The organism is Cellulomonas sp. H30R-01, from assembly GCF_010119915.1.
Taxonomy (GTDB): Bacteria; Actinomycetota; Actinomycetes; order Actinomycetales; family Cellulomonadaceae; genus Cellulomonas; species Cellulomonas algicola.
The window spans coordinates 1,099,719-1,113,690 of sequence record NZ_CP048210.1 but is presented as its reverse complement, the minus strand read 5'-3'; the positions used below and the strand labels follow the sequence as shown (position 1 = coordinate 1,113,690).

The 13,972-nt window shown below is 74.7% G+C and carries 10 protein-coding genes; all 10 read right to left on the bottom strand.

Going from position 1 to position 13,972, the window contains the following annotated elements; all coding sequences use genetic code 11:
- Nucleotides 1–6: 6 nt before the first annotated feature.
- The 10 genes from ftsZ to GXP71_RS04845 all read right to left on the bottom strand — a co-directional run bounded on the left by ftsZ (nt 7) and on the right by GXP71_RS04845 (nt 13,753).
- Nucleotides 7–1,263 carry a cell division protein FtsZ gene (gene ftsZ, locus GXP71_RS04890; RefSeq protein WP_162351742.1) on the bottom strand — a complete coding sequence of 419 codons (1,257 nt, stop codon included), beginning with the start codon at nt 1,261–1,263 and terminating at the stop codon, nt 7–9.
- A 230-nt stretch (nt 1,264–1,493) separates the two neighbouring features.
- Nucleotides 1,494–2,231 (bottom strand): cell division protein FtsQ/DivIB, encoded by a 738-nt coding sequence (locus GXP71_RS04885; RefSeq protein WP_238402623.1) that lies wholly within the window; start codon nt 2,229–2,231, stop codon nt 1,494–1,496.
- A gap of 410 nt (nt 2,232–2,641) precedes the next feature.
- On the bottom strand, nt 2,642–4,012 hold the full coding sequence (murC, locus tag GXP71_RS04880; RefSeq protein WP_238402721.1) for a UDP-N-acetylmuramate--L-alanine ligase: 1,371 nt from the start codon (nt 4,010–4,012) through the stop codon (nt 2,642–2,644).
- A gap of 56 nt (nt 4,013–4,068) precedes the next feature.
- Complete coding sequence (locus tag GXP71_RS04875) at nt 4,069–5,214, bottom strand: glycosyltransferase (protein WP_162351740.1); 1,146 nt, start codon at nt 5,212–5,214, stop codon at nt 4,069–4,071.
- Entirely contained in the window at nt 5,207–6,433 is a 1,227-nt protein-coding gene (gene ftsW / locus GXP71_RS04870; RefSeq protein WP_162351739.1) for a putative lipid II flippase FtsW, read from the bottom strand. The genes GXP71_RS04875 and ftsW overlap by 8 nt, the downstream gene beginning before the upstream one ends.
- 4 nt (nt 6,434–6,437) lie before the next feature.
- Entirely contained in the window at nt 6,438–7,823 is a 1,386-nt protein-coding gene (murD, locus tag GXP71_RS04865) for a UDP-N-acetylmuramoyl-L-alanine--D-glutamate ligase (RefSeq protein WP_238402720.1), read from the bottom strand.
- A 45-nt stretch (nt 7,824–7,868) separates the two neighbouring features.
- Nucleotides 7,869–8,951, bottom strand: a complete 1,083-nt coding sequence (gene mraY / locus GXP71_RS04860) for a phospho-N-acetylmuramoyl-pentapeptide-transferase (protein ID WP_162351737.1) — start codon at nt 8,949–8,951, stop codon at nt 7,869–7,871.
- Nucleotides 8,948–10,399: a UDP-N-acetylmuramoyl-tripeptide--D-alanyl-D-alanine ligase gene (murF, locus tag GXP71_RS04855; protein WP_162351736.1), complete on the bottom strand. Its 1,452-nt coding sequence runs from the start codon at nt 10,397–10,399 to the stop codon at nt 8,948–8,950. Before murF ends, mraY begins: the two co-directional genes overlap by 4 nt.
- Nucleotides 10,396–11,973, bottom strand: a complete 1,578-nt coding sequence (locus tag GXP71_RS04850) for a UDP-N-acetylmuramoyl-L-alanyl-D-glutamate--2,6-diaminopimelate ligase (protein ID WP_162351735.1) — start codon at nt 11,971–11,973, stop codon at nt 10,396–10,398. Before GXP71_RS04850 ends, murF begins: the two co-directional genes overlap by 4 nt.
- 61 nt (nt 11,974–12,034) lie before the next feature.
- Nucleotides 12,035–13,753, bottom strand: a complete 1,719-nt coding sequence (locus tag GXP71_RS04845) for a penicillin-binding protein 2 (RefSeq protein ID WP_238402622.1) — start codon at nt 13,751–13,753, stop codon at nt 12,035–12,037.
- Nucleotides 13,754–13,972: the final 219 nt, after the last annotated feature.

The following is a 13,972-nucleotide window of genomic DNA, read 5'->3' as shown; positions in this document are numbered from 1 at the left end:
CACCGCTTACTTGAGGAAGTCGGGGACGTCGAGCTCCTCGCGCTCCCGGCGCGGCGCGTCCTCGGTGAAGATGCGCGGCACCTCGAGCGCACCGGTGATCGGCGTGGGCTCGGCCTCGGTCGACAGGAACGCGGGCACCTCGGGCTGCGCCGCGGGCCGCACGGTGCGCGACTGCCCGTACGCGCCGACGGGCAGGACCTCGTCCTCGGGGTCGACGACGGGACGCGGCGTGGGCACCGACGGGACGGACGGGACCGAGCGGACCGAGGCACCGCTGACCTGGCCGAGCGCGCGCGAGTCGCGTCGCACGACCGGGCCGCCGCCGTCGAACCCGGCCGCGATGACGGTCACGCGGACCTCGTCGCCCAGGGCGTCGTCGATGACCGCACCGAAGATGATGTTCGCCTCGGGGTGCGCGGCCTCCTGCACGAGGCGCGCGGCCTCGTTGATCTCGAACAGGCCGAGGTCGGATCCGCCCTGGATCGAGAGCAGCACGCCGTGCGCGCCGTCGATGCTGGCCTCGAGCAGCGGCGACGAGATCGCCATCTCGGCGGCCTGCACCGCACGGTCCTCGCCGCGCGCGAACCCGATGCCCATGAGCGCGGAGCCCGCGCCCTGCATGACGGACTTCACGTCCGCGAAGTCGAGGTTGATCAGACCCGGGGTCGTGATGAGGTCGGTGATGCCCTGCACGCCGGACAGCAGCACCTGGTCGGCGGAGTGGAACGCGTCGAGCACCGACACGTTGCGGTCGGAGATCGACAGCAGGCGGTCGTTCGGGATGACGATGAGCGTGTCGACCTCGGCCCGCAGCGCCTCGATGCCCGTGTCGGCCTGCACCGAGCGACGACGGCCCTCGAACGTGAACGGACGCGTCACGACGCCGATCGTCAGGGCGCCGAGCGAGCGGGCGATGCGCGCGACGACCGGCGCACCGCCGGTGCCCGTGCCGCCGCCCTCACCCGCGGTCACGAAGACCATGTCGGCGCCGCGCAGGACGTCCTCGATCTCCTCGGCGTGGTCCTCGGCGGCCTTCTTGCCGACCTCGGGGTCGGCGCCTGCGCCGAGCCCGCGCGTGAGCTCGCGGCCGACGTCGAGCTTGACGTCGGCGTCGGACATGAGCAGGGCCTGGGCGTCGGTGTTGACGGCGATGAACTCGACACCCTTGAGGCCGACCTCGATCATGCGGTTCACGGCGTTGACGCCGCCGCCGCCGATGCCGACGACCTTGATGACCGCCAGGTAGTTCTGCGGAGCTGCCACGGTGGGTGCCTCTCGTTCCGAGCCGGTCGCGGGGTGCTGCCCGCGAGGGTGACCGCGACACGCCGCGGTCGAGGTTCAACCTTCAGGTTCAGGTTGAGGGTTAGAGTTATGTCAGGCGTGCTGTCAGTGCGTGACGCTAGGTGCCGCACGCGCCGTGTTCAACGCACCACGCCGCGTGTCGCGCGACGTGTTCCGGACGCTGCGCGGACGCCGCCGCGCCGCCCGCCACGTCACCGTGTGATCGGCAGACGCGGGGCCGAGACGTCGATCACCGTCGCCCCCGTTGCCGCACCCGACGACCGCAGGGTCGACAGCACCGCGATCTTGAGCGGCGTCTCCGACGCGGCCCCCCAGTCCACCCGCACGCCGTCGCGCAGCTGCATGGTGACCGTGTCCTGCGTGCGCGCCGACACGCCCTGCACCTGCGCGAGCAGGTCCGGGGGCAGCTGCTCGAGCACCGCGAGGACCGCGGACAGCGTGCGCGCGTCGCCGACCGGCACGTCGACCACCGGCAGCCCGTCCGGGGCGGTGTCGACCCGGCCCACCTGGACGCCCTCCATGTCGAGGAGCGCGAAGCCGCCCTCGGCCGGCTCGGGCACCGCCGCGACCGGCTCGCGCGCGACGAGGACCACGAGCAGCCCGTGCGGCCAGCCACGCGTCACGCGCGCCTCGCGCACGCCCGGGACCTCGAGCACCTCGTCGCGCAGGCGCACGGTGTCGAGCCGCGGCAGCGGCGTGCCGGCGTGCGCGTCCACGACGTCGAGCACCTGGTCGACCGCGACCACCGTGCCCGCACCCTCGACACGCACGTCCTGCGGGTCCAGCGCGAGCACCGGCGACAGCAGCAGCAGCCACCCGAGCGTGCCCGCCGCGACCGCTCCCCCGGCGACCGTCGCGACCTTGCGCCGCGAGCGCGACCGGCGCGCACGCGCCCGCTCCTCGAACCGTGCGGCCGAGCTCGACGACACGACGGGCGGCGCGACCGGCCCCCCGCGGCCGGTCAGGCCCCGCCCGCCCGCGGTGTACGTCGTGACGGCACGCCCGAACGTCGTGGACGCGTCGGCGCTGCCGGACGCGGCCGCGGAACCTCCCCGAGAGGGCGCCGGCCCGGGGTGTGCGGCGCGCGACGCGCCCGGGTCCCGTGCGGGACCGGCCGCGCGTGCCGTGCCCGCGTCCCGCGTGCCGCTCGCGTCCCGCGACGCGCTGCCACTGCGAGCCGCGCGGCCCGTGCTCGCGCTGGTCGGGGCGGAGGACTCACCGGTCCCCTGCCCGGGCGTCGCCGGTCGGGATCCGTCGGACGCACCGTCCTGTCGCGCCGCCGGCACCGCGCGCGGCCGCGACGGCGGCGCCACGCGCGGCTTCGGCGGGCGCGACGGGCTCACGGCCGTCCCCCTCCCGGCGAGGGCAGGGTCCGCAGCGTCTCCAGCACGACGGGCACGAGGGCCGTCACGTCACCGGCGCCCACGGTCATCAGCAGGTCGCCGGGACGCGCGGCCGCGGCGATCGCGCGCGCGGCGTCGAGACGGTCCGGGACGAAGGTGGCTCGACCGGCGGTCGGCACGTGCTCGACGAGCAGGCCACCCGTGACGCTCGGGTCCGGGTCCTCACGCGCCGCGTACACGTCCGTCACGACCACGACGTCCGCCAGGTCGAGAGCGGCACCGAACTCGCGCGCGAACGTGCGCGTGCGGGAGAAGAGGTGCGGTTGGAACAGCACGAGGACACGGCCGTCGCCGACGACCGAGCGTGCGGCCCGCAGGATCGCGGCGACCTCCGTCGGGTGGTGCGCGTAGTCGTCCACGACACGCACGCCGCCCACGGTCCCGCGGTCCTCGAACCGGCGACCCGTGCCGCGGAACTCGCCGAGCGCGCGTGCCGCCTCGAGCGGGTCCACGCCGAGCGCGCGCGTCGCCGCCCACGCGGCCGCCGCGTTGAGCGCGTTGTGCTCACCCGGCACGGCGAGGTGCACGGTGACCGGCACCGCGTCGGTCTCGAGGTCGACGGCCCAGCCGTCGCCCGCAGGACGCAGGTCGCCGACCCGCACGTCGGCGTCGTCCGACCGGCCGTAGGTCACGACCGTCACCGACGCGTCGGCGAGCTCCTGCGCGACCGTCGCGACGAGCCGCGCCGCACCGTCGTCGTCGGCGCACGCCACGAGCACGCCACCCGGCCGGATGCGCCGCGCGAACGCGACGAACGCGTCCTCGAACGCCTCGCGCGAGCCGTAGTGGTCCAGGTGGTCGGGCTCGACGTTGGTGACGACCGCGACGAGCGGCTGGTACGCGAGGAACGACCCGTCGGACTCGTCCGCCTCGGCGACGAACGCCGGTCCGCTGCCGTCGCGGCTGCCCCCGAGCGCGCCGTCGGACGTGAGGACCGTGCCCCCGATCGCGAACGACGGGTCGGCGCCGGCGTGCAGCAGCGTTGTCGCGACCATCGCCGAGGTCGTCGTCTTGCCGTGCGCCCCCGCGACCGCGACGGCGTCGCGGTCCGCCATGAGCGCGGCGAGCGCCTCCGAGCGGTGCAGCACCTGCAGCCCGGCGGCTCGGGCCGCGGCGAGCTCCGGGTTCGACTCGCGGACGGCCGAGGACACGACGACCGTGTCGGCGTCCGCGACGAACGCGGCGTCGTGGCCGACGTGCACGGCCACCCCGGCGGAGCGGAGGCCCGGCAGTGCCGGACCGTCGGCCGCGTCCGAGCCGCTCACGTGCAGGCCGCGCGCGGCGAGCAGCGCGGCGATGGCGGACATGCCCGCACCGCCCACGCCGACCAGGTGCACGCGACCGAGGTCCGCCACCGTCGCGGTCACGCGGCCCCTCCCGGCAGGTGTCGCTCGACGAGCGCGGCGACCCGGTCCGCGGCGTCGCGCACGCCGACCGACGCCGCCGCCGCGGCCATGCGCGCGCGCGTCGCGACGGCGTCGTCACCGACGAGCAGCCGCGGGACGTGCGTGCTGACCCAGGCGGACGTGAGCGAGTCGTCGTCGACCAGCAGGCCGCCGCCCGCCGCGACGACGGGCGCCGCGTTGAGCCGCTGCTCACCGTTGCCGACGGGCAACGGCACGTACACCGCAGGGATGCCGAGGGCTGCCAGCTCGCACACCGTGCCAGCCCCGGACCGTCCGACGGCGAGGTCGGCCACGGCCAGCGCGAGGTGCATGTCGGCGAGGTACTCGCGCACCTGGTACCGCTCGGCACCGGGCACACCCTCGATCGCGGTCCGCACCGCGTCGGCCTTGCCGCGCCCTGTGAGGTGCAGCACCTGGGCGCCGCCCGCGAGCAGGTCGGCTGCCGCGCCCGAGACCGCCGTGTTGACCGAGACGGCCCCCAGCGAGCCGCCCGACACGAGCAGCGTCGGCAGGTCGGGGTCGAGCCCGAGCACCTCGGCGGCGGCGCGGCGCGACTCGACGGCGTCGGCCGTCCGTGCGGCGACCAGGTCGGCGACGGCGGCCCGCAGCGGCAGGCCGGTGACCTGCGCACGCGGGAGCTGGGTGCCAGGGAACGTCACCGCGACCTCGGCTGCCCAGCGGGCACCGAGCCGGTTCGCGAGGCCGGGACGCGCGTTCTGCTCGTGCACGACGACGGGGACGCCCCGGCGCCGCGCCGCGAGGTAGGCCGGGGTCGCGACGTAGCCGCCGAAGCCGACGACGACGTCCGCGCCGATCGCGTCGATCGCCGCACCGGCCGCGTCGACGGCCGCGCGCAGGCGCGTCGGCAGGCGCAGGTAGTCGGGGGTCGGGCGTCGCGGGAGCGGGACGCGCGGCACGACGTCGAGCGTGAGCCCGTGCTGCGGCACGAGCGTCGACTCGAGGCCCTCGGCCGTGCCGAGCACGCGCAGGACGACGCCCGGGCGGCGGGCCGCGACCGCGTCCGCGACGGCGAGCAGGGGGTTCACGTGGCCCGCGGTGCCGCCGCCCGCGAGCAGGACGGCACCCGGCGTCGCGTCAGCCACGGGACCGCCCGATCACCGCGAGCGACCGCCGCACGACGCTGGGTCGGGCCGCGAGGGCCTCGGCCGCGCCGGGCTCGGACCGCGCGAACGAGATGACGACGCCGAGCGCCGCCATCGTCATGATGAGCGCGGAACCGCCCGCCGACACGAGCGGCAGCGGCAGGCCGATGACGGGCGCGAGGCCGATCACGACGGCGACGTTGACGAACGCCTGGCCGATGATCCAGCACAGCACCGCGCCCGTCGTGATCTGGACGAACGGGTCCGGGTGGCGGCGGATGACGCGCACCATCGCCAGTGCCATGAGGCCGAACAGTCCGAGGACGAGCAGCGTGCCGATCAGTCCCAGCTCCTCACCGATGATCGCGAAGATGAAGTCGTTGTGCGCCGCGGGCAGGTAGGACCACTTCTCACGGCTCTCCCCCAGCCCGAGGCCGCCCCAGCCGCCGCTCGCGAGACCCCAGCCGCCGTGCAGCGTCTGGTAGCAGGCGCTGCTCGTGTCGCAGCCCTCGGTGGACAGCCACGAGGTGATGCGGTCCGTCCGGTTGTCGCTCGTCACGGTCAGCACGAAGGCGAGGGCGGCACCGGCGACCGCGGCGAGGCCGAACATCCGCAACGGCACCCCGGCGACGAACAGCGCCCCGGCGACGAGCATGAGCAGGACGAGCGCCGTGCCGAGGTCGTGACCGGCGAGGACCACGAGCACCGCCAGGCCGGCGATCGGGACGACGGGGATCAGCGCGTGCTTCCACTCGTGCAGGAGCGGCAGCTTGCGGGCGAGCACGGCCCCGAGCCACACGGCGAGCGCGAGCTTGATCGCCTCCGACGGCTGCGCGGACATGCCGCCGACGCAGACCCAGTTGCGGTTGCCGCCCTCGCCGCAGCCGAGCCCGGGCACGAACACCAGGAGCTGGAAGATGATCGCGGCGCCCAGCACGGGCCACGCGAACGCCTGCATGACGCGGACGGGGACGCGCGACAGGATCACGAGCAGGGGCAGGCCGATGAGCGCGAACTTGGCCTGGTCGGCGAACACCGCGTACGGCGAGTTGCCCTCGTCGAGCGACTCGACGCTCGAGCTCGACAGGACCATGACGAGCCCGATGACGAGCAGGAGCGTCGTGGCGCCGAGCAGCACGTAGTAGCTCGTGACGGCGGAGTTCCACTGCCCGAGCGCCGAGCCGCGCGGCTCGGCCGTCGCGGTCGCGGTGTCGGCCATCGGGTCAGCCCTCCTCGCGCAGCGCGCGCACGGCGTCGGCGAACCGGTCGCCGCGCTCGGCGTACGACGCGAACTGGTCCATCGACGCGCACGCCGGTGCGAGCAGGACGGTGACGGCGTCGGCGGGGGCGCCCGACGCGAGCCGTCGGGCCTCGTGCACGGCGAGGGTCATCACCGCCCCAGTGTCACCGGGGTCGACCTCGACGACCGGGACGTCCGGTGCGTGTCGGGCGAGCGCGTCGCGCAGCGGCTCGCGGTCGGCGCCGATGAGCACGACGCCACGCAGGCGGTCCCGGCGGCTCGCGACGAGCTCGTCGAACGTCGCGCCCTTCGCGAGCCCGCCCGCGACCCAGACGACGCTGCCCGGGGCGAACGACGCGAGCGACGCGGCCGCGGCGTGCGCGTTGGTGGCCTTCGAGTCGTCGACGTACGCGACACCGTCGACCACGTCGACGGGGGCGATGCGGTGCGCCCCGGGTGCGTAGGCGCGCAGCCCGTCGCGCACGTCCTGCGGCTCGACGCCGTGCGCCAGCGCGAGCGCTCCCGCGGCCAGCGCGTCGGCGACGACGTGCGGCGGCACCGCACCGTCGGGCCCGGCGAGCCGGTGCAGGTCGGCGAGCGTGCCGAGCTCGGCCGCGTGCGTGTGGCGCAGCCGCGCGAACCCGCGGTCGACGAGCACGTCCTCGACGAGGCCGACCTGCCCGACGCTCGGCGTGCCCGTCGTGAAGCCGACCGCGACGCAGCCGTCGACGACGTCCGCCTCGCGCACGAGGTGCTCGGTCATCGGGTCGGCCGCGTTGTAGACGCACGCGACCTGCGCGCGCTCGTAGATGCGCCCCTTCGCGGCGGCGTACGCGTCGAGCGTCCCGTGCCAGTCGAGGTGGTCGGCTGCGACGTTGAGCACGGCGGCGGCCTGCGCGGACATCGCGTACGTGTGGTGCAGCTGGAAGCTCGAGAGCTCGACGGCGAGCACGTCGAGCGTCGGGTCGGTCGCCGCGAGCACGACGGGCGTCCCGACGTTCCCGACGGCCGCCGTCGCGCGCCCGGCGGCCTGCAGGATCGACTCGAGCATGCCGACGGTCGTCGTCTTGCCGTTCGTGCCCGTGACCGCGAGCCACGGCGCAGGCGCGCCCCCGGACGTCGCGACGCGCACCTGCCACGCGAGCTCGACCTCGCTCCACACCGGCACCGAGCGCTCGGTCGCGGCGCGCAGCAGCGGGTGGTGGGGTGCGAGACCCGGCGACGCGACGACGAGGTCGGTCCGGTCGAGGACGTCGCCCGCGAGCAGCTCGTCGGTGGACAGCACGTCACCGGCCGCGTCGTCGACGGGGACGACGCGTGCGCCGCGCGACGCGAGCACCTCGGCCGCGGCGCGGCCCGACACCCCCATGCCGGCGACGACGACGCGGGCGCCCTCCAGGTCGGGGACCGCCACCTAGCCGGCCACCCACTCGGCGTAGAAGATCCCGACGCCGAGCGCGACGAACAACCCGGCGATGAGCCAGAACCGGATGACGATGGTGACCTCGCCCCACCCCGACAGCTCGAAGTGGTGGTGCAGCGGCGCCATCTTGAAGACGCGTTTCCCGGTGAGCCGGAAGAAGCCGATCTGGATGACGTCGGAGAGCACGACGAGCACGAACAGGCCGCCGATGATCGCTGCGAGGATCTCGGTGCGGGACAGGATCGAGAGACCCGCGAGCGCCCCGCCGAGCGCGAGCGCCCCGGTGTCGCCCATGAAGATCTTCGCGGGGCTCGCGTTCCACCAGAGGAAGCCGAAGCACGCACCCGTGATCGCGGCCGCGACCACCGCGAGCGACATGGGGTCGCGCGTCTCGTAGCAGCTCGGGCCGGCCGTCAGGAGGTTCTGGCAGCTCTGGTTGTTCTGCCACACGCCGACGACGACGTACGCGCCGAACACGATGAGGGAGACGCCGGTCGCGAGCCCGTCGAGACCGTCGGTGAGGTTCACCGCGTTCGACCAGGCCGTGATGAGGAAGTTCGCCCACACGACGAAGAGGATGAGCCCGACCGTCGCGCCCGCGAAGGCCAGGTCGATGTTCGTGTCCCGGATGAACGAGATGTGCGTCGACGCGGGCGTGCGGAACTTCTCGTTCGGGAACTGCAGCGCCGCGACCGAGAACACGACGCCGACGAGCCCCTGACCCACGATCTTCCAGCGGGCCTTGAGGCCGAGGCTGCGCTGCCGCGAGATCTTGATGTAGTCGTCGAGGAACCCGACGACGCCGAGACCCGTCATGAGGAACAGCACGAGCACGGCCGACGCCGACGGCAGCGTGCCCGTCGCCATCTGCGCGCCGGCGAACCCGAGCAGCGTCGCGCCGATGATGACGACGCCGCCCATCGTCGGCGTCCCGCGCTTCGTGAAGTGCGCGGTCGGTCCGTCCTGGCGGATGAACTGCCCGTACTGGCGCGCGACGAGGAAGCGGATGAACAGCGGCGTGCCGAGCAGCGCGATGAGCATCGAGAGCCCACCGGCGATGAGGACCGCGATCACCGGGCGACCTCACCGACGAGCAGGTCGCCGAGCTGCCACAGCCCCGCGCCGTACGACGACTTCACGAGCACCACGTCACCGGGGCGCAGCTCACCCTCGAGGAACTGCGCCGCGGCGTCGACGTCGTCCGCGAGCAGCACCTCGTCGCCCCACGAGCCCTCGTGGTTCGCGCCGTCGCGGATCGCGCGCGCGCCCTCGCCGACGACGACCGTGAGACCGATGTTGAGCCGGACGACGAGGCGCCCGATCGCGTCGTGCGCCTCGCGGTGCTCGTCGCCGAGCTCGAGCATCTCCCCGAGGACCGCGATCGAACGCCGGTCGCGGCCCGCGAGCACGGCGAGCGCCTTCAGCGCGGCGCGCATCGAGTCCGGGTTGGCGTTGTAGGAGTCGTCGACGACGGTCACACCGTCAGGACGCTCGACGACGTGCATGCGGTGCGGACTGAGCGCGTCCGCGGCGCTGAGCCCGGCGGCGACCTCGTCGAGGGTCAGGCCGACCGCGAGGCCCGCGGTCGCGGCGGCGAGCGCGTTGTGCACGTGGTGCTCGCCGACGAGGCGCAGCTCGACGGGCACCGAGCGCGTGCCGCCGTCGCCGTCGCGCGCCTCGAGCGTGAAGCGCGCCCGCCCGGTGCGGTCGACGACGACGTCGCGCGCCCGCACGTCCGCGCCGGCCGACGCGCCGAACGTCACGACGTCGCCCGGGGCGAGCTCCGCCATCGCCATGACGCGCAGGTCGTCGGCGTTGAGCACGGCCACGCCGTCGGGCACGAGGCCCTGGACGATCTCGCTCTTGGCACGCGCGACCGCCTCGATGCCACCGAACCCGCCCAGGTGGGCCTGGCCGACGACCAGCACGACGGCGACGTCGGGCGGCGCGATGTCGGTGAGGTACGTGAGGTGGCCGATGCCGCTCGCGCCCATCTCCAGGACCAGGAACCGCGTGGCCTCGTCGGCCTTCAGCACCGTGAGCGGGAGCCCGATCTCGTTGTTGAACGACCGCACGGGCGCGACCGTCGGACCCGCGCTCCCGCACAGCTGCGCGAGCAGGTCCTTCGTCGTCGTCTTGCCGACCGAGCCCGTGATGCCCACGACGCGCAGACCGGGCGACCCGGGCTCGAGCGACGCGGCGCGCAGGCGCACGAGCACCTCGCGCGCGAGGTCGCCGAGCGCACGCTCCACGTCCGGCACCACGACCGTCGGCAGAGGCTGCCCTTCGGGCCCGGGCACGTCGCGCGCCGCGAGCACGAGCGCCGCACCGGCCGCGACGGCCCCCGCGGCGTAGTCGTGCCCGTCCACGTGCTCGCCCGGCAGGGCGACGAACAGCCCGCCCGGCTCGACCTCGCGCGAGTCGACGACCACGGGACCCGCGACGACCAGCGCGGGGTCGACGTCGGGGCGCAGCACTCCACCCGTGGCGGCCGCGATCTCGGCCGCTGTCAGGGCGATCACGCGTGCTGCTCCGCCCGTGCGGACGAGCGCTCGGCCTTGGCCGCGAGGTAGACGTCGCGGTCGTTGTACCGGTGGAACACGCCGGCGATCTCCTGTGTGGGTTCGTGGCCCTTGCCCGTGACGATCACGGTGTCCTGGTCGGTCGCCAGGGCGAGGGCGTCGCGGATGGCCTGGGCGCGGCTCGTCGCCTCGTGCACGTCGGCGCCGGACGGGCGCTCGGCGTGCACGCCTTCGAGGATCGCGGCGCGGATCGTCGCGGGGTCCTCGGAGCGGGGGTTCTCGTCGGTGACGACCAGCACGTCGGCCAGCCGGGCCGCGACCTGCCCCATGATCGGGCGCTTGCCCTGGTCACGGTCGCCGTCCGAGCCGAAGACGAGGATCAGCCGGCCGGGCGTGATCGGTCGGACCGCCTCGAGCGCGAGCACCAGCGCGTCAGGCGTGTGCGCGTAGTCGACGAGGCACAGCGGCCAGCCGTCGCCGCGCTCGATCACACGCTCCATGCGGCCGGGGATCTCGTGCGCGTGCGCGACGGCGTCGATCGCGACCGCGAGGTCGACGCCGGCCGCGTGGGCCAGCACGATCGCGAGCGCGGCGTTCGACACGTTGACCAGCCCGGGCAGCGGGCTCGCCGCGGCGTGCTCGGTGCCGTCCGGCCCGCGCAGCACGAACGACGACCCGACGCCGTCGAGACCGATGTCGGCCGACACCACCGCCCAGTCGGCGTCCGCCGCGTGCGGGTCGTCGACGTGCGTCGCGACCGTCTCCACGGGGATCCGTGCGCTGCTCGCGAGGCGGCGGCCCCACTCGTCGTCGACGACCACCACGCCGCGGCGGGCCTGGTCGGGGTCGAACAGCCGCGCCTTGTCGCGGAAGTACCCCTCCATGTCGCCGTGGAAGTCCAGGTGGTCGCGCTGCAGGTTGGTGAAGCCGACGACGTCGAACGTCAGGCCGCGCACACGACCGAGCGCGAGGGCGTGCGACGACACCTCCATGGCGACCGCACCGGCGCCCCGCTCGCGCGCCAGCGCGAGGATCGCCTGCAGCGCGGGGGCCTCGACGGTCGTGCGAGGGCTCTCGACGGCGTCGTCGCCCACGCGCAGCTCGACCGTGCCGAGCACCGCCGTGACCGCGTGCGCGGCGCGCAGGGCCGCGTCCACGAAGTACGCCGTGGTGGTCTTGCCGTTGGTGCCCGTGACCCCGACGGTCACGAGGTCCTCACCCGGGTGGCCGTGCACGTGCGCCGCCAGCGGACCCGACACGGACCGCGGGTCGTCGGTGAGGAGCACGGGCACGGTCAGGCCGGCGTCCCGGACGAGCGCCGCGCCGGCGGTGTCGGTGACGACCGCGACCGCGCCTGCGGCGACCGCCTGCGGGGCGAACGTCGCGCCGTGCACCTTGAGGCCGGGGACGGCGACGAACAGGTCGCCGGGTGCGACGTCGCCGCTCGAGACGGTGACGCCGGTGACGACGAGCGCGGGATCGAGCGCGTCCGTGACCAGCGAGAACGTGGCGGTGAGGTCGGTCACCCGGTGGGTCTCGGGATGCTGGGGGCGCATCCGGGCCGGGGACGTCATGGGGAGAATCTACCCCGGTCGGCCCCCCACCACGGCGCGTCCGGGGCGGCCGTGAGCACGCTCACCACGTCGTCGGGAAGAGCTGCGCCTGGCTCCCCGACGGCGGCACCCCGAGCTCGCCGAGCGCGAACCCGGCGACGTCGCGGAAGACGGGGGCGGCGACCGTGCCGCCGTAGATGGACGTGCGCGGGTTGTGCAGGATCACGCTCACCGCGATGCGGGGCGAGTCGACGGGCGCGACACCGATGAACGAGGCCGTGATGCCCTGGTGGCCCTTGACCCAGTTCTGCGCGGTCCCGGTCTTGCCGGCGACCCGGTAGCCGGGGATCGCCGCGCTCCCGCCGGTGCCGTCGTCGACGACGCTCTCCATCATCGTGAGGACGGTCGCCGCGGTCTGCGGCGAGACCACCTGCGTGGTCGCCGCGGCGGGCTCGGGCGTGTAGGTGCCGTCGGCCGCCGTCCAGCCCTTGATGATGTGCGGCTGGACGCGCACGCCGCCGTTCGCGATCGTCGCGAACACCTGCGTGGCCTGCAGCGCGGTCACCGACACCGCCTGCCCGAACAGCACGGCGAACTTGGACCGACGGTCCCAGCTGTCCCAGGTCTCCCACGAGCGCAGGATGCCGGGCGACTCCCCCGGCAGCTCGATGCCCGTGCGCGCCCCGAAGCCGAACTTCGTGAGGTAGTCGTGCCGCGTCTGCTGGGGCAGGTTCTGCCCGATCATCACGGTGCCCGTGTTCGACGACTCCGCGAGCACGCCCGTCGTCGTGAGGCGCAGCAGCCCGTGCTCGTGCGAGTCCTTGAACGTCTCGCCGTTCTCCGTCGTGTAGGTGTACGGCACCTCGAACTGCGTGAGCGGGGTGACGAGCCCGGCGTCCAGCGCGGCGGCCATCGTGATGACCTTGCCCGTGGAGCCCGGCTCGAACACGTCGGAGACCGAGCTGGCCAGCGAGCCGCCGGTGCTGTCGCCCGGGTCGTTCGGGTCCACCGAGCCCGAGTCGGCCAGGGCCAGCACCTCGCCGGTGCGCGTGTCGAGCACGACGACCGTGCCGCCGTCCGCGCCCGTCGACGCGACCGCGGCCGACAGGGCCTCCTGCGCCTTGAACTGCAGGTCCGACAGGATCGTCAGCTGGACCGAGTCGCCCTGCTGCGCCGGGGAGCCCGCCGAGTACCCGCCGGGGATCGGCTGGCCCTTGCGCCCGCGCTCGTACGTCTCCTCACCCGGCGACCCGGCGAGCCGGTCGTCGAGCGACCGCTCGAGGCCCTCCAGGCCGACGCCGCTCGAGTTCACGAAGCCGATGACGTTGCCCGCGAGGTCGCCGTTCGGGTAGACGCGCTCGGCGACCTTGTCGATCTGGACGCCCGGCAGCTTGAGCGCCCGGATCTCGCGCGCGACCGACGGCTCCACGTTCTTCGCGATGTAGCGGAACTGGCGGTCGCCCACGAGCATCCCGCCGACCTCTGCGGGGCTCTTGCCGAGGATGGGTGCGAGACGCTGCGCGACCCCGGCGGCGCCGTCCGGCACCTCGGGCGTGCCGGTGCTCCTGAACTCGCCGACCTGGCGCTGGTTCACGGAGATGTCGTAGCGCTCGACCGACATCGCGAGCGGACGCCCCTCGGCGTCGGTGATCTCGCCGCGCGCGCCCAGCACCTCGAACGACGTCATGCGCTTCTCGCGCGCCTCGGCCGCGATCGCGTCGCCCCGGATCCCCTGCACCCAGACGAGCCGCCCGGTGAACACCGACAGGACGAGCAGCACGACGACGGTGAGGAAGGCCATCCGCGCCCGCGCGCCCGTGCGCACGTTCCTCGGCGGCCGACCTCCCCCGCCACCGCGGACGGGCGTGCCGCCGCCACGGCGCGGGGCGGGAGCCCCGGTCCGTGGACGCGGGACGACGTCGATGGTGCGCGGCTGCGCCGTCGGCCGCGGGGTCGCCTGCCGCGCCGACCCGCCGCGCGTGGGCGCGCTGGACGTGCGGTGCGGTGGCATGCCCCCAGT